This is a genomic window from Maribacter aquivivus (assembly GCF_900142175.1).
Taxonomy (GTDB): domain Bacteria; phylum Bacteroidota; class Bacteroidia; order Flavobacteriales; family Flavobacteriaceae; genus Maribacter; species Maribacter aquivivus.
On sequence record NZ_FQZX01000001.1, the window covers coordinates 390,824 to 409,302 of the forward strand.

9 protein-coding genes are annotated in these 18,479 nt (G+C 34.8%); 7 read left to right on the forward strand and 2 right to left on the reverse strand.

The genetic code is table 11. From position 1 onward, the window contains the following. Positions 1-237 precede the first annotated feature (237 nt). Genes BUC31_RS01675 through BUC31_RS01695 form a run of 5 tightly spaced genes read left to right on the forward strand, consistent with a single transcriptional unit; the run spans position 238 to position 9,944 of the window. Complete coding sequence (locus tag BUC31_RS01675) at positions 238-3,594, forward strand: VCBS repeat-containing protein (protein ID WP_073240663.1); 3,357 nt, start codon at positions 238-240, stop codon at positions 3,592-3,594. Beyond that, entirely contained in the window at positions 3,584-6,835 is a 3,252-nt protein-coding gene (locus tag BUC31_RS01680; RefSeq protein ID WP_073240665.1) for a VCBS repeat-containing protein, read from the forward strand. Before BUC31_RS01675 ends, BUC31_RS01680 begins: the two co-directional genes overlap by 11 nt. A gap of 4 nt (positions 6,836-6,839) precedes the next feature. Continuing rightward, a complete protein-coding gene (locus tag BUC31_RS01685) occupies positions 6,840-8,171 on the forward strand; it encodes a vanadium-dependent haloperoxidase (RefSeq protein ID WP_073240667.1) in 1,332 nt (443 codons plus the stop codon). A gap of 23 nt (positions 8,172-8,194) precedes the next feature. Further along, positions 8,195-9,085 (forward strand): GyrI-like domain-containing protein, encoded by an 891-nt coding sequence (locus BUC31_RS01690; RefSeq protein ID WP_073240669.1) that lies wholly within the window; start codon positions 8,195-8,197, stop codon positions 9,083-9,085. Position 9,086: 1 nt separating this feature from the next. After that, complete coding sequence (locus BUC31_RS01695; protein WP_073240671.1) at positions 9,087-9,944, forward strand: hypothetical protein; 858 nt, start codon at positions 9,087-9,089, stop codon at positions 9,942-9,944. Positions 9,945-9,953: 9 nt separating this feature from the next. Here the strand turns inward: BUC31_RS01695 and BUC31_RS01700 are convergent, their stop codons facing one another. Next, positions 9,954-13,676, reverse strand: coding sequence for a metallophosphoesterase (locus BUC31_RS01700; protein ID WP_073240673.1), 3,723 nt, complete (start codon positions 13,674-13,676; stop codon positions 9,954-9,956). 57 nt (positions 13,677-13,733) lie between these two features. On the opposite strand from BUC31_RS01700, the gene BUC31_RS01705 reads away from it, so the two are divergent. Continuing rightward, the gene (locus tag BUC31_RS01705; protein ID WP_073240675.1) at positions 13,734-14,951 is read left to right on the forward strand and encodes a Pycsar system effector family protein; all 1,218 of its coding nucleotides are present in this window, start codon (positions 13,734-13,736) and stop codon (positions 14,949-14,951) included. Here BUC31_RS01705 and BUC31_RS01710 read toward each other — a convergent pair. After that, positions 14,940-17,312, reverse strand: coding sequence for a GAF domain-containing protein (locus tag BUC31_RS01710; protein ID WP_073240677.1), 2,373 nt, complete (start codon positions 17,310-17,312; stop codon positions 14,940-14,942). The genes BUC31_RS01705 and BUC31_RS01710 overlap by 12 nt on opposite strands. Positions 17,313-17,422: 110 nt before the next feature. Between BUC31_RS01710 and BUC31_RS01715 the strand changes: the two genes are divergently transcribed. Then, positions 17,423-18,322, forward strand: a complete 900-nt coding sequence (locus BUC31_RS01715) for a metallophosphoesterase (RefSeq protein WP_073240678.1) — start codon at positions 17,423-17,425, stop codon at positions 18,320-18,322. The last annotated feature ends 157 nt before the right edge of the window (positions 18,323-18,479 follow it).

Here is an 18,479-nt window from a genome sequence, read left to right on the forward strand (position 1 = left end):
TGGATTATTTCCATTACTTCTAAAAAGTAGCCACTAAATCTCATTATTCATATTATTAGACCGCACCTATAACGATTTTATTAAATTTTAACGTTGACTTTTACCAAATAAGCCTAACAAATAGTAGGTATTTGGCTATATTGCAAATTAATTTTGAACTAACTATTAGACAGGTTACTAACTCAACTTTAATAGCTAACAAATTAACTTAAAGTGCTACCTCAAACAAATTCAACAATGAACTCTAATTTGCTTAAATTAAGCTGTCTTGGTTTATTTTTATCCCTAATATATTCTTGCGGTTCTAAGGAAGATGCAAATACGTTAAAAGAAAAAACAGAACCTACTTTATTTACACTATTACAACCAGAAGAAACAGGTATTTCATTTATAAATAAAGTTGCCAACTCTAAAGAATTCAACATATTTAAATACCGTAATTTTTATAACGGTGGTGGCGTTGCCATTGGTGATATTAATAATGACGGATTATCTGATGTGTTTCTGACCGGAAACATGGAGCCAAACAAGCTTTTTCTTAACAAAGGCAATATGAAATTTGAAGATATTTCTAAAACTGCTGGAATATCAGGAAATAAGCCTTGGTCTACAGGTGTTGTGATGGCAGATATCAATAATGATGGATTTTTAGATATTTATGTTAGTAATGCAGGTAATATGGAAGGCAATAACCATGATAATGACCTATATATAAATAATGGTGACGGTGCTTTTACCGAAAAAGCTCATGAGTACAATCTTGCAGAGACAGGATTCTCTACCCACGCCTCTTTCTTCGATTATGACAAAGATGGCGATTTAGATGCCTACATTCTCAACAATAGTAACATTCCTGTAAGTAGCCTTGGTTATGCAGAACAGCGCGAAGTAAGAGCTCAAGATTGGGAAGGTGTACCAAAAATTTTTAGAGGTGTAGGCGATATGCTTTTAAGAAATGACAACGGTAAATTCGTTGATGTTAGTGAAAAAGCTGGTATTTACGGTAGCCTTATAGGTTTTGGACTTGGAGTAATGGTTGTAGATATCAACAATGATCTGTATCCAGATATATACGTATCTAACGATTTTTACGAAAGAGATTATTTATACATCAACAACCAAGATGGCACTTTTAGAGAAGAGGTTCAAAAATGGACCAACCATTTAAGTTTATCGGCAATGGGAGTTGATATGGCCGACATTAATAATGACGGACTTACAGATATCTTCATCACCGACATGCTACCTGAACCAGATCAGCGTGTAAAATCTGTCATGGAGTTTGAAGGGTATAACATTTTCAAACTCAAGCAGAGTAAAGATTTTCATCAACAGTATATTCAAAACACTTTACAACTAAACAACGGCAATGGTTCTTTTTCTGAAATTGCCTACTACAGCGGTGTTGAAGCTACTGATTGGAGCTGGTCTGGACTTTTATTTGACATGGATAATGATGGTCTAAAAGATATTTATATTACCAATGGTATCAATCATGATCTTACCGATCTGGATTTTATAGATTTCTTCGCCAATGACATTATTCAAAAAATGGCTTTGACTGGCAGAAAAGAATCTATTGATTCTATTATCAACAAAATGCCAGTTACTCCATTACCAAATTATGCATATCATAACAATGGAAATATCACTTTTAGTAATTACAATAAACAGTGGGGTTTTGAAATACCTAGTCGCTCAAATGGTTCTGCATATGGCGACCTAGATAATGATGGTGATTTAGATCTTGTGGTCAACAATGTCAACATGGAAACTTTTGTGTACCGCAACAACTCTGAATCGCAATCTAAAAATAACTACATTAAGTTGAAATTTAAAGGCGCCGATGGTAACAAATTTGGGATTGGTACTGTTGCTCGCCTATACTACCCAGATAACATTATCGATCAGACAGTAATGCCCTCTAGAGGTTTTCAATCATCAGTAGAATACCCAATGACTATTGGTTTGGGAGCAACAGAAATGTTAGACTCTATTCGTATTATTTGGCCTAATGACGCAACCACTAAATTGAAAAATGTAAAAGCGAACCAAACCATTACATTTAAGCAAGACGAGGCCAAAGAGATATTTAAAATTAAAAAAACAGAAACTCCAACTCTTTTTAAAGCTATTGAGAATAACACCTTTTTAACCCATAAAGAAAATAGCTATATGGATTTTGACAATGAGGGATTGATTTCTAAATCATTAGCAGAAGAAGGACCTGGTTTAGCCGTTGGTGATGTAAATGGTGATGGAAATGATGATATTTTTATTGGTGGAGCAAAAAACCAAGCTGGTGCGTTATATCTACATAATGGTAATGGATCACTTTCTAATCCTATTATAAAGTATTTTGAAGCAGAAGCCCTACTAGAAGATACCACTGCATCCTTTTTTGATTCAGATAATGATGGTGATTTAGATCTTATGGTCGGCACCGGAGGTAATGAATTAGGTTTGCAGGGCAATTACGGAATTCGACTTTACCTAAATGACGGCAAAGGCAATTTCTCGCTAAGCACAAAAAAATTACCGAGCATCAATAAAAATGTTGCCGTTATTGCTACTTCAGATTTTGATGGCGATGGTGATATCGATGTTTTTATAGGATCAAGAAGTGTAGTGGGCACGTATGGAGTAAACCCTGACCACTTATTTCTTTTAAACAATGGTGATGGCACCTTCACGGATATTACCGAACGCTCTGCATATGACCTTAAGGATGCAGGAATGATTACCGATGCCAAATGGCTAGACATGGATGGTGACGGTAAAGATGACCTAGTAACCGTTTCTGATTGGGGAAGTCCAAAAATCTATAAAAATTCCGGTAGAAGACTTAGCGATTCTAAAAGTTCCCTAGATAGCCTAAGTGGTTGGTGGGGCGCAGTGGAAGGATATGACCTTGATAACGACGGTGATAAAGATTTAATTTTAGGTAACACCGGTAGCAATATTCATTACAAACCCGCACCCGAGCAACCCATGAAAATGTGGGTGAACGATTTTGACAATGATGGAACCATTGAACAGATTACCACGCAAAATTATGATGGCGGCGATTATCCCCTTCATCAAAAAAAGGAACTGACCACACAAATATTAGCACTAAAGAAAAAGAACATTAAAGCTTCTGAATATGCTACAAAAACCATTCAAGAGCTATTCCCTAAAAATATTATTGACAATACCATCTTAAAAGAAGCAAGTATTGCCGAAACCGTAATTGCGATCAACGACGGCAATGGTAATTTCACCATTAAAATTTTGCCTCCGCAAGTTCAATTTTCATGTATTTGTGGTATTCAATGTCTTGATGTTAATAAAGATGGAAACTTAGACTTGGTTATGGCGGGCAATAATTTCGAGTTTAAACCTCAATATTCTAGACTAGATGCCAATTATGGAAATGTACTTCTTGGCGATGGCAAATTGAATTTTGAATGGCAAAACTATTCTGATAGCGGTTTCTTTATCCGCAATGAGGTAAAACAATTAAAAATAGTAAAAGACAAGAAAGGCAATCAATTCATTATTGTAGCAATCAATAACGACACTCCAAAAATGTATCGACTAGATGAAAAATAACATACTATATCTATGTTTATTGGTATTAGTCATTGGTTGTACTGAAAATTCTGGTGAGTTATTTGTAAAACATTCTACAGAAAAAACAGGTATAACTTTTGAAAATACACTTACAGAATCTAAAGACCTTAGTATTTTAGATTACCTCTATTTTTATAATGGTGGTGGTGTTGCCATTGGCGACATCAACAATGACAGTCTACCTGATATTTATTTCTCGGGTAATCAAGTAAAGAACAAATTATACCTAAACAAAGGTAATTTACAATTTGAAGATATTACCGAAACAGCAGGTGTCGCAGGAAATAGTTCTTGGAATACGGGTACTATAATGGGCGATGTAAATGGTGACGGACTTCTAGATATTTACGTGTGTGCCGTTGTTGGCTTAAATGGATTTAATGGGTACAATGAGCTTTTTATAAACCAAGGCGATGCAACTTTTAAAGAGAGTGCCTCAGATTATGGTTTAGATTTTGAATCTTACAGCTCGTCAGCCACATTTTTAGACTATGATTTGGATGGAGATCTAGACATGTACCTTCTTAATCATGCCATACACACGCAAGATTCTTATGGAAACTCACAAATTCGCCATAAGCGTATTTATGAAACTGGCGACAAACTGCTACGTAATGACAATGGTAAATTTGTAGATGTAAGCGAAGAAGCCGGTATTTATGGCGGAGTAAATGGATACGGACTAGGAATAGCCGTTTCCGATTTTAATCAGGATGGCTACCCGGACATTTATATTGGCAATGATTTTCATGAAGATGATTATTACTACCTAAATAATGGTGATGGTACTTTTAAAGAAAGCCTTAAAGAAGCCTTTGGGCATACCACTAGATTCTCAATGGGTAGTGATGTTGCAGATATTAACCATGATGGTCTACCAGATTTAATTTCTTTGGATATGTTGAGCAGAGATGAAATTGTCTTAAAATCATCTGAAGGTGATGATGACATACAAATTCAAAAAATGAAGACCGAGACGTTCGGCTACCACAATCAGTACACTAGAAATATGCTATTTGTGAACCAACCAAACGGTAAGTTCATAGAAACTGCCCTACAAAGCGGTGTAGCGGCTACAGATTGGAGTTGGAGCGCCCTTTTTAGTGACTTTGATCAAGATGGAGAGCAAGACCTATACATTAGCAACGGTATACCTAAACGTCCTAATGATCTTGATTACATCAATTACATATCCAACGAAAATATTCGGTCAAAAATCAACAATACCAACTTAGTAGATAAAAAAGCACTAAAAATGATGCCTTCTGGTTTTATTGGTAATATGATTTTTAAAGGGGCTAAAGATCTTCAATTTAAAGATGAATCTAAATCTTGGATAGACCAAGACACAATTATTTCTGGGGCTACTGCATATAGCGATTTAGATAATGATGGTGATTTAGATTTAGTAACCAATAATCTATTTAGTCCTGCAATTATTCAAGAGAACACAACCAATAGCCAACGCAGTTGGTTAAAAGTTAAACTTAACTTTTCCGATAAAAACAAATTCGGAATTGGCACCAAGGTATTTTCTTATGCCAACGGAATTCAACAGTTTAAAGAAATGTATACCGTTCGTGGCTTTCAAGCATCTTCTGAACCCATTATACACTTTGGCTACGGCGATCTTAAAAATATTGATTCGTTGAAAATTATATGGCCAGACAAAAGCTTTCAATTGGTGAAAAATATCGCTGTTAATCAAACACTATATATCAGTCCTAAAAACACTCAACCTTTCCAGAATAATTCTCTACACCCTAAACAACACATATTATTTGAAAAAACATCAAATAATCTAGGCATAAACTATACACACGTTGAAGATGCCTATAGTGATTACTTACGTCAAAAACTGATACCTTATCAAATGTCAGACAGAGGTCCGGCTGTTAGTGTTGGTGATTTAAATGCTGATGGAAAAGACGATGTTTTCTTTGGCGGAGCTAAATTTATTCCGTCACAAATTTATATTCAAGGGGATTCCACTTTTCAGTTAAAAATTTACCCGGAGATTAAAAGAGATAGCATCAAAGAAGACATCGCTTCTATAATAGGGGATTTCAATGGTGATGGTAAAAATGATGTTATAGTAGGTACCGGCGGAGCAGACTTCTTTAATGAAATGAAGCCATTAACTGACTCGTACTTCGTGGCAAGCGATAGTACTTTTACTCAAAAAGAATTTCCAGAGATGTTCGAAAATGCATCTGTTCTATTAAAACTGGATTACGACCATGATGATGATTTAGATATTATCATTTGTAATCAATCTATCAGTGCCGATTATGGAAATAGACCCAACAGTTATATTCTAGAAAATGAAAAGGGCAACTTCAAAGTAACCAATAATCCTTTTGAAAAATTAGGAATGATAACCGATGCCATTGTTACTGATTTCAATAATGATGGCTGGGAAGATATATTATTTGTTGGGGAATGGATGTCACCTAAATTTTTTCAAAACAACCAAGGTAAATTTCAAGAAATACAGCCATTAGAAAACAAAGAAATAAACGGTTTATGGCAAGCTGTTACTAGTTTTGACATTGATGGCGATGGAGACCAAGACTACCTTTTAGGTAACTGGGGATTGAACACCAAATTTACTGCATCACAAAAGCATCCGATGAAAATGTACTACGGTGATCTTGACAAAAACGGAGCAACGGAAACTATTGTAAGTACTTATAAAGATGGTAAAGACTACCCCATAGACGGGTTGAAAGAATTGTCGAGTCAATTGGTTTCGCTTCGTAAAAAATTCAATACCTACACTTCTTTTGCAGGAAAATCGATGGAAGAAATTCTTGGCGAGGATATGCTACCTAATGCAGAAATTCAAAAAGTACATACCCTAAGCTCTGGCTACCTACAAAATAACGATGGCAAGTTCAATTTTGTGCCATTTAGTTATCAATTACAGCTGGCACCCATTATGGCATTTTTAGCATATGACTTTAATGGTGATAACAAAACTGAAGTACTAGCCGCCGGAAATTATTTTGGTGTAAAACCATATCATGGTCGTTTTGATTCTTTTCCAGGAGCATTGATTAGTACTGCCAACAATGTTACCTTAGCCAATAAAATAGGACTCGATTTAGCGGGAAAATCGATTCGAAACATGAACATTATAAACTCAAACAACAACACTTACATTTTGCTGACTTTTAATAACGAGGCAGCAGAAGTGTATAGCATTCTCAAACCATAGTACAATGAAAAGGTATTTAATAATCTTAATCGCAGGGGTTTTACTAGCGAACTGCACCGAAAAAAAGCAAGAACCCATAGTAATATCTCCTGATCAATTGCATAACTCTATTGACAAGATAATAAATATCATGATCCATGATATTTTCTCGCCACCGGTAGCAAGTAGAATATTTGCTTACCCCAATATTGCTGCATATGAAATTGTGGCTCAGGTAAACCCTGATTACCAATCATTGTCCGGTCAACTAAAAGATTTAAAACCAATACCCGCCATAGATACCGTATCGGGTATTAACCCTCAATTATCCGCCTTAATTGCGCACATGAATATTAGCAGACAATTGATATTCTCTGAAGATAAATTTGATGTTTTACAGGATAGTCTTTTCACGCAATGGAAGTCAATGAACGAACCTGAATTTGAAGCTTCTAAAGCATACGGATTAAAAGTTGCGGACCATATTAAAGAATGGATGAGCAAAGACAATTATAGTCAAACCCGCACCATGCCTAAATTTACGGTAAATACAGACGACCCTACCAGATGGCAACCAACACCACCAGCTTACATGGATGGCATAGAGCCACACTGGAACAAAATTCGTCCTTTTATTATAGATTCAGCCTCTCAGTTTAAGCCAGTTCCTCCACCACCTTTTTCACTAGAAAAGGACTCAGACTTTTACAAAGAACTGATTGAAGTTTATAATATTAGTAATGAAATAACCAAAAATGGTGATGAATCTGAAGAAGTAGCAATAGCTAAATTCTGGGATTGCAATCCGTACGTATCCGTTACAAGAGGACATTTAATGTTCGCTACCAAGAAAATTACTCCTGGTGCACATTGGATAGGTATTACGAAAATTGCCAGTAAAAAAACTAATAGTAACTTCGACGACACCGTTTTTGCCTATACGAAAACATCAATGGCAATTGCTGACGGATTTATTAGCTGCTGGGATGAAAAATATCGCAGTAATCTAATTAGACCAGAAACACTGATTAACCAGCATATCGACGAAAACTGGAAGCCTATTCTACAAACGCCTCCTTTCCCAGAATACACAAGTGGACATAGTGTTGTTTCAGGTGCTGCAGGAATTGCTCTTACTAGCATTTTTGGTGAAGATTTTAGCTTTGAAGATGATACCGAAACGCCGTATGGTCTACCTATTAGAAAATTCAATTCTTTCAACGAAGCCGCAGATGAGGCTGCTATGAGTAGAATGTATGGTGGAATTCATTATAGAGCAGCTGTAGAAGTTGGTGTGGGTCAAGGTAGAAAAATTGGCGCACTACTGAATTCTAAAATTAAAATGAAGAAAAATTAATTTTAGCACATTTTTAAATCATCATGAAAAAAGCGCTTTCAATTACAATTGCCATAATTTGCATTGGTTTACTTTGGTATTTATTCATTAAACCACAAGACTATCAAATAAGGGTAAAAGCAAAATCATTTCCAGGAACAATAAATCAATCTCTAAAGGCTTGGAATACCTCATTGAGTAACTCTACCGTTGCTCAACTTGAAGACATAAAACACTTAAAACAAACTATAGTATCTGGAGACTCTACACATACATATTTCTGGAATATTACTTCAATTAACGATTCTACATCTCAACTAAAAGTTGATGTAATGGATATCGACAATAGTTTTAAAAATAAATTATCAATACCATTTGCCGATACTGATTTTGAAAAAGGTTCAAGAAAACTAGTCACTGATTTTATGTCTTATTTAAATAAGCATAGAAAAGAATTTAAGGTGACCATTTTAAATGAAGAAGAATTACCATCAACACACTGTGCTTGCGTTCAACACAATACTATTCAGACAAAAAAAGCTACTGCAATGAAAGATAGTTATCCTTTTTTGAACTCAGTACTTGTAGGTAATGGTTTGCAATTAAATGGCGTTCCTTTTATTGAAATTACAGATTGGAACATGCATAAAGATAGTGTTGCATTTAACTTTTGCTATCCTATAATTAAAACTGACCCTCTGCCTGATATAAAAGATATAATTTATAAAGAATTTAAAGGTTCAAAATCTCTAAAAGCCATATATAACGGCAATTATATAACCTCAGATAGAGCATGGTATGCACTTTTAGACCATGCTGAAAAAAACAATATAAAAGTAAACGCAAAGCCAATTGAATTCTTTTACAACAATCCAAATATGGGTGGAGATGCTTTATATTGGAAAACCGAAGTATTCATGCCAATAGCAGAATAATATGAATAAATTAATTTTAACGACCCTTGTAATTTTCATAACACTTATCTCGTGTAATAATTACGGGCAACTTGAAGTAATTGCTGATTTGCCCGATAGTTTGTCTGAAAACTCAGGCTTAGCTAGCTACGGCGATTCTACTGTTTGGGTCGTTGAAGATGGCGGTAATAAAGATGAAATATACCAAGTAAACCTAAACGGAGAAATACTTACAAGTTTAAAAGTTAAAAACGGAAAGAATCATGATTGGGAGGATCTTACAAAAGATGCTGCCGGCAACTTATACATAGGTGATATTGGCAACAATGCAAATGATCGTAAAGATTTGGTCATTTACAAATTACCAAACCCAACTATTGAACCTGGCGATAAAATAGATGCGGAAAAAATTGAGCTGCACTACCCTGACCAAAAAGACTTTCCTCCTAAGAAAGATCATCTTTTCTATGATTCAGAGGCTATATTTCACCATGGTAATAAATTATATATTGTAACTAAAAACAGATCAAAATCGTTTACTGGCGAAGCTCATATTTATTCAGTGCCTGATACTAAAGGTAATTACGAAGCTACTCTGGTTGGCTCGTTTACACCATGTACAGATTGGAAAATTTGCCAAATAACCTCTATTGATATATCACCAAAAGGTGATAAAATTATAGCACTTAGTTACGGAAAACTCTTCATTTTTACAGATTTCACTTGGGATGATTTCACTAAAGGAAACATGCAAGAAATTGATTTAGGTGCTCGCTCTCAATTAGAATCTGTTTGTTTTCTAAATGATAACACTTTACTAATATCTGATGAGCAAGCTCATGGTGAAGGCGGTAACCTTTATACGTATTCTTTAAAGTAACTGGTTTATCTAAAAACCAAACCCTAGTCCGAAAGTAAATCTTGGTCCGTCTTCACTAGCAAAAATAGCAGTGTTTATAGAAATGATATCAGAGGCGTTTAAAAAGAACCCTCCGCCATATGAAGTGTGCCAGCGACCAGAACTCATTTCAGGTAACCACACTCTACCATAATCAAATCCTCCAAAAAGACCCATTGCCGTTGGCAGTAATCGAGTACGTTTCTTTTTTAAACTAAATCTTATATCTGTATTCTGATAATACGATGTTTTACCGGTAAAACGCTGATTTCTAAATCCGCGAAGACCATCTAAACCACCAATACTTGCTGCTTGGTAAAATTCGTATTCATCACCAATATTAAAATGCGCCTTCCATTTGGTTGCTAATACTAACCTACCATTGGGTATCAATTTATAATCAAAACCTATGCTAGGAATAATGTAACCAAAACTTCCTCCTTCTTTTGAAAGGTTCTCTTTGAAACCTGCTTGCAAAGACGAAGACATTCCTAAAGTTGGAAACGCTTCATTATCCTTATTTTCATAACTATAAGTAGCATGAGCACCTACAAAATCACTATTGGTCTCTTCTCCGTTTTCCTGATAAAATGTGTTAATAAATCTATCGTTAGTTTCTTCAACACTAATATTTTCATAAGACACACCTAATTTTACCTTTGCACCTAATTGCCCTCTCCAAACCAATGAAGGAGAAAAATCTATCTGTCGTAGTTTTACCCTATTATAATCTAATTCTAAATCATCATCAAAATTTTCGGTATTGTTCCCAAATCCGAAGAAATTAATAGCAAAATTCGGACTCGTAAATCGTGCTTTCAGCTCAGCATTCCAATTTTCGAATACGTGTGCAAATTCACCTTGATACTTAAAATCAAATCCGCTTGTTGCAAAATAATATGATGCCGCAAAAGTGTGTTGTTGTGTAAATGGATTCTGTCTAAAACCGTTATAAGTATATGTATTTACAAAACCAATTCGCATACCATCATCTGGATTAAACCCAATAGTCGGTATAATCTGGTTAAAACTATTTCTCAACTTTAACGGCTGATATGTATTAAGCTCATAATCATCTGACAGTTTTACTTTTGCTCCACCAGTTTCTTCAAACGTATTTTTCTTACTTTTAAAATCATACAAGGCCACATCTCTACCATCTTCTACTCTATAAATATCGTTATTATGACCACCAATAATTCTAACTTTTATACCAGAGAAATTAGACGGATTTTTAACCTCAAAAATATCATCGTCATCTAAACCAAATACCCATAGTTCTTTTGTGTCTTCTTTTGTGAATACTTTATAATAGAATAAACGCTTTTTCTTGTCACCGATATTTCTAAACACTTTTACTTCGGTTTCCTCATTATTTAACCTATTAATCTCAAACCAGTCATCTTTATCTGTACCGGCAACTACAGCATATTTATTCAATATCTGATAGTACTCATTAGCAGTTTCTTGAATGTGACCTAAACGTGCTAGAAGAATTTCTTTAATCTCATCTACCGTTTCATCACGTACTTCTTCAGGAAAAGATTTAAATGCCTGATCAATAGCACTAGGAGTTAAGTTTTCTTGTAAGTATTTAGCCTGCGCCATCCACTGACTTTTTTCGGTTTCACCTAACAATGTTAAATCTAACACATAGGTCATAGGCGAAGAATTAAAGCCTTTTACACTTCTAATATCTTCGTTAAAACCTTCCATTAGTCGTAAACCAGGTATAATACGTGTAGCTATTTTCATTAAAGCACCATCGCCCATTTTAGAGAATACCTGATCACGATCTCTTGGTACCGGTCTATATATGGTCTTGCCTTTTTTCTCATCTTTAAATTCTGCCCAACGCCATTGGTCAACATGTCTATCCCAATCGCCTAAAACCATATCAAAAAGTCGTGCTCTCAAATAAAGGTCTTTATCTACTTCGTACTTTTCATCATCTCGAAGATCTTCAAGCATACCATCGGTACTAGTTAGATTATTTGAATATCCAAAGCTTGCTAAATCTCCATGACCATCACCTGTATGTTCTTCGATCATATACAACTCATCACCAAAAGTCTCGTTATACTCCTTTAATGCAGGTTGCTTAGGCACATAATACAGAACTGGATTGGTATGATAGACACCAACCGCATCAGACAAACCAGCTGTTGTAAACGGACCATAAGGGTGTGACCCTGTATAAAAATCTTGTAGTATTTCTTGCGTATAAGTTTCCTTTAAATCATCAAGTACATATTGATCTTGAAAAGCCATAGACTGCAAATACAGTTCTGCACTTTTTTTTAAGGCTCGCATTACATACTCCCTACCATCTTTAGCACGTAAACGTAAAGATTTAGATTGGTGACCACCTCCTTTTTTAACTGGCTCTAAGCCTCCCATCAATGAATCTAAATTTACGGTCGGCACCTTCACCTCGGTGCCATAATACTTACGGTAACGGTCTCCCCAAATTGCTTTATAGAATCCGCTCTTATCTATTTCATCTTTGGTATACACCGATGCCTTTACACTATCTGGAAACTGACCCGTAAATTCACCCAAATATTCTTTCTGAGTTGGCGGCAATACCTCATTTGTAAATAAAAACTCTTCGTTATTATCATCACCTACACCATAGAAACGTACTCTAGATGAGCCATCTTTATAAACCTCCAAGGTGGCATAACCCATTTTACCTGTATTAAACTGAGAACCGTTCAACAATCGCGTAAAACCTTCTTTCGATCCTGAACCACTAACTATCTGCGGAGTGTTATTTTCAACCAAATATTGTAATGTATGCTCGTGCCCAGATGCAAATATTACACGATCAGAATACTGCGCCAAGGTAGTTACCCTGTTCATTAATTCTCGATAACGTTTATTATTTACATCTTCTATAGATGCACCCGAAGTACTTCTAAGCACATTAATAAAGCTTCCCAAAATAGGTAAAGGCACTGCCATTTTCTTAGGATAGAATTGTTTTCTTAATGAATATTGCCCTCCATGCTCTCCGTAACTATTGGTTGGGTGATGCATTGCAATGACGGTAGTACGATCACGATAATCTTTTATCGCATCTTCAAGTTCTAAGAAAAATTTTTCTCTACTCTTTATGTCACATTTATCATTAATATCTGGGCGCTTATCCCAATTGGTCAAATACCATTCTGAGTCTATTGTTATAATCGCAACGTCGTCGCCTATTTCTACAACATCTATTGGACATCCATTTTCTGGTAAAAACGGGTCTTTTTCTTTTTTCTTTAATACTTTTTTGATGTAATCTTCTTCTCGCTCAAGACCTACCAACCCTTCGGTATACCAATCGTGATTACCTGGTATAAAAAGTGGTCTTCCCTTAAAATCATTCAATGTATTCAACTGCGCATCTAAATGATTTTTTGCAGTTCTATATGCTTCAGTAGAATCTTGAGGATCTGGTAGCCCAGCTGGGTATATATTGTCACCCAAAAAAATAGCAGTACTATTCTTCCCCGCTTTATCTAATCTATTCTTGAAAATTTTTAAAGCAGGATTCATCCCGCCCATAGGTGATAAACCCGCATCACCAATTAAATAAAAGGTATGTGATACTTCTTTTGAATCGGTAACATCTACAGCATATTTTTCATCTACATATTTAGTATTGTATGTAGCACAGCTAGTAATGAATATAAAAACCGACAGATATGCATATATTTTTTTCATAGTAACGTTGCCCTCTTTAAATTTTTGTAATTTGGATAATTCTAACCAATTTTTTCTATGTCAGATATCTTAGATAGCACACAACAGTATGTAGTTGAATTACTTACCAATCATTTGGACAAGAATTTTTTATACCATAATCTAAGACACACCCAAAGAGTCGTTAAAAGTACTAAACAATTACTGGAATCATGTTCTCTATCCGATCAGGATAAGGAGCTATTAGAAATCGTAGCTTGGTTTCACGACACCGGATTCACAAAAGGCATTAACGAACACGAAGAAAGTAGCTGTGAAATTGCAGAGAAATTTTTAACCGAACAGGGCTACAGTAAAGACGGAATAGAAAAAATTAAATCGTGTATACGCGCTACAAAATGGGATGCAAAGCCGAATAATTTAATGGAAGAAATTATACGCGATGCCGACTGTTCTCATTTTGCACAGAGTAGCTATCTAGAAACATCTGATCTACTACGTGAAGAACTGAAGCTTTTTGGAGTTAAGAATTATAGCCAAAAAGAATGGCTAGAACTCAATATACAGGTTTTTAGAACTGACCACCAGTATTATACAGATTATGCCAAAGAGCATTGGATCGAGAAAAAAGACAAGAATTTAAGAAAGCTGATAAAAGACAAGAAGTCTGAAAAGAAACTTGCAAAAAAAGAAAAACTTAAAGCCCAATTTAAAAGCGAAAGCCCTGATCGTGGTATTCAGACGCTTTATCGTGTAACACTAAAAAACCATATTACACTTAGTGACATTGCAGATACCAAGGCCAATATTTTATTATCTGTAAATGCCATTATTATATCTTTAGCACTATCTAACCTTATTCCTAAATTAGACAACCCTTCTAATGACTACCTAATTTACCCTACTGTAATATTCGTATTCTTTAGTGTGGTCTCTATGGTTTTGGCAGTATTAGCCACTAGACCAAACGTTACTAGTGGTGAGTTTACCAAAGAAGATGTGGCTAACAAAAATGTAAACCTATTGTTCTTCGGTAACTTTCATAAAATGGCATTAAGCGAGTATGAATGGGCTATACAAGAAATGCTAAAGGATAAAGATTATATCTACACCTCTTTAACTAAAGATCTTTATTTTCTTGGGATAGTTCTAAATAGAAAATATTCACTTTTACGTTGGACCTATACCATATTCATGATCGGCATGATACTATCTGTAATAGCATTTGCCTTTTCTTTTAAATTCTTTGGTCCTGATCGTAAAATACAGTTGCTAAGTGAAGTTTTATTCTTTTAAAGCATCCATTAAATCTTGGTAGGTATAAGTCTTTTCTGGTTCTTGCTCTCTTTTGTATAGAATCTCTGCACGTATAGCTTTTAACCCAGATACCCCTTGTAAACCTTCTAGCTCTACAATTTCTATCTTGTTGGTAAAACAACCTTTAGACTTTAAGAACTTGATATATCTTAAATATTCTAATTCATCTTTCTTTTGAGAATACACAATAGAAAGTACACCTTTTTGAGTTAATCTTTGGTCGGTTCCTTTTATAAACGATTTATCGATTCTCTTTTTAATTACCTCGTAACGTGCATTGTAAGTACCGTCAACATCAAACTGTTTTTCATCCATTCTAAAGCGAATAGATAATGATGTATTATATACCAATATCAACGAAGCGGCATCTAACGGTACCGGTAATTTTGGTTTTAATGCGTAATGTGCATTTTCCATTTCAACCATTACCTGCAATTGCCATAACCTTAAATTATTAAGATATAACGGATTATACTCCCTGCTTTCTGATATTGACGCACCAATGTATAGATTATGTTCTACACCGTCTGTTTTGTAACGCTCATAATAATGAGGAAACATTATTTGCGCACTTTCTTGTCTTTTATCAATAACCGACGAAAGCTTTTTATTGATTAATGTTACACTTTCATCATAGTTCTTTCTATGGTCATAGTAAGACCCAGTACCCATATCAATTTTAGATTCATATTTTAAAATATGCTTCTCTATATCTTTATCAGACTTTTTTAGATGCGCAAAAACAGGAGATATTTCGTCATGCACAAAATCAAAAATAGCCTGCTCACTATTTGTATAAAGCATTTCTTTTATACTCTCTAGATGATTGTTAACCCTAAAAATTAATTCCTCATAGATTGGCAAATCCCAAGTTTTTACCGCAATATTCAGCACATTATCTATTTCTGAAAGCTGTATCATTAAATCTCGCTGAATTGCTAAATTTCTAGCTTGCGAAGAATCTTTTATATCTATTTGACCAAATAAAGGATAGACATCTTTAAAAACGATTTCTTTAAATGAAGGAGACCTACCCTCAGTTTCGTCTAACATGAATTTTTTAGCTTCTTCTTGAAACCTCCAATAAACCGAAGAATGTACAGATGTACACTCATTTTGTATGATAGCGTCTATTCTATTATTTTCTTCATTTTTGGCACGTACCACAGCAGAGACAATAAATGGCAATACATCATCTAGCTTTTGAGCATTTACACCATTAAGTACACCTTTCTTCTCAGATACAATTTCTAAAACTCCTAAAAGATTATTGTCATAAGCTATGGGAGCAAAAATGGCGCTTTGTATTCCTTGCTCTTTTAAGCCCTTGTAAGGATTCATATCCCCAGATTGCTCTACTTTACGATCCATGTCCGTAATAGTAAAGTATGAGTTGCTATCAATTAATTTCTCATAAGAATCTTCACATAAAGCAGACTTACAGTTCATATGGTGTTCCCCTCCTAAAAGAAAACTTTCAAAGCCCATACCTGCTACTTCTTCAAACTCATTTTTCTTAGCATCAAAAGATGCAAAACCGACTTTAATATTAGGCAATCTAAAAAAAGACTTAAAAGTTTCCTGCAAATCGTGCATGAAATTTGTAGGTTGTATCGTATTCTTAGAAATCAATTTCGTCTTAATATTCGAAATTGCTTGCTCCATAGTAACATCGAATAAATTGGCAATTACAAAACCTTTGGATATAAAACTCTCTGGCGGAATCTTCTCCATCCAAAGTTTAATATCATTTGGGCTGGCCAATAATTCATCAACATCTTCTTGAGTTACCTCTTTAGCTTTCTCTGTAGGAATAATGTCAATAAAATCGGCATTATATAAAATACGATAATGGCGCATTACACCATTTGCATCGGGAATATCATAAAAATAAGGGCGACTAAAATCTAAATGGTAACCATAGTAATAATTCAATACCACTACGCAGCTCATGATATAATCCATATCATCGCCAACATTTCTTAATTCTGGCACATAATCATCACCTGCTTCTTCAATAATTTTCTGGAAACGCTTAGACGATTTTATAATCAAATCTTGATAAGGCAACGTTGCCACCTTTATCTCGTTGCCACTTAAAGCTTCTGTAAATGTATCTTGTAGAATACGATTAATGATATCTTTATTCTTTTCTAATAAAGTAAAATCTGAAAAACCATTACGCAGTTCAGGAAAACCTTTTTCTATAGACAAAATTCGTTCAGCAGTAGCCGCTAAAAAAGCATCATCACCCGTCAAATGTTCATCATACTTCTCTAGAAGCTTTTCAAAACTTATAAGGTGCTTAACCGGCATTATCTTTCTCTCGTGCTTTCCCATGGTTCAGTTAGTCTGCTAATTGGTTGTAAAGTTACAAAATATACCAAGTTTTTTAAGGCTCTAGGCCCTATGGTTGGCTGGATTTTCGGATATTTAACGAAAAATAGACCATGTCATCGGATAGTAGACTTACTAGAGCTTACAATAATGCTAAAGTTATTCCGTTTGACGACTCTTCAAAATTCATACTTTTTAGCGATTGCCATAGGGGCGACAACAGTTTTTCTGACGAATTTGCCAACAATAGAAATATCTATTATCATGCGTTAAAATTCTACTATACCGAAGGGTTTGATTATTGTGAATTAGGTGATGGCGATGAACTCTGGGAGAATATTAATTTTGAATCTATTTTTGAAGCTCATAAAAATGTATTCAAGCTTTTAAAGCAATTTCATTTAGAGCATAGATTGCATATGATATGGGGCAATCATGATATGGTCTACAAAGACGAAGCCTATGTTAAAAAACATCTATCGAGCTATTTTGAGCCTATAGATGACAAAGACAAATCTCTATTTGAAGGCATAAAATATCATGAAGCTCTTATTTTAAAACATAAAGAAACCCAACAAGAGGTTTTTCTTACCCATGGTCACCAGGCAGATTGGTGGAACTACACTTTTTGGCGTTGGGGTAGATTTTTAGTAAGAGTATTATGGAAACCCCTACAAGTTTGGGGTATTGCTGACCCAACTTCGCCCGCTAAAAACTATACAGAACTTATAAAAGTAGAGCGTCGCACAAAAAAATGGATTCTAAAAAACGACTTAAAGGTTACCGTTGTTGGTCATACCCATAGACCGCGCTTTCCTGAGCCTGGTGATATTCCTCTTTTTAATGATGGTAGCTGTGTTCACCCAAGAAGTATTACCGGTATTGAAATTGAAAAAGGATGTATCTCATTAATAAAATGGCAAATAAACACTACTGATGATGGCACATTGCGAGTGGTTCGTATTTTATTGGAAGGGCCGCAAAAACTAAAAGATTATATCGAAAATATATAAGCTAACAAATGTTTCACTATCCCAAATAGCACCTGTCCAACCATTATTACATATGCATCAATAAAATCATTTTAATAAGAATACCTTCTAAATAAATTACTTTTATTTTAAATTCATTAATAAATTACCGAAATAATTGTGACTTTATTAAAATAAT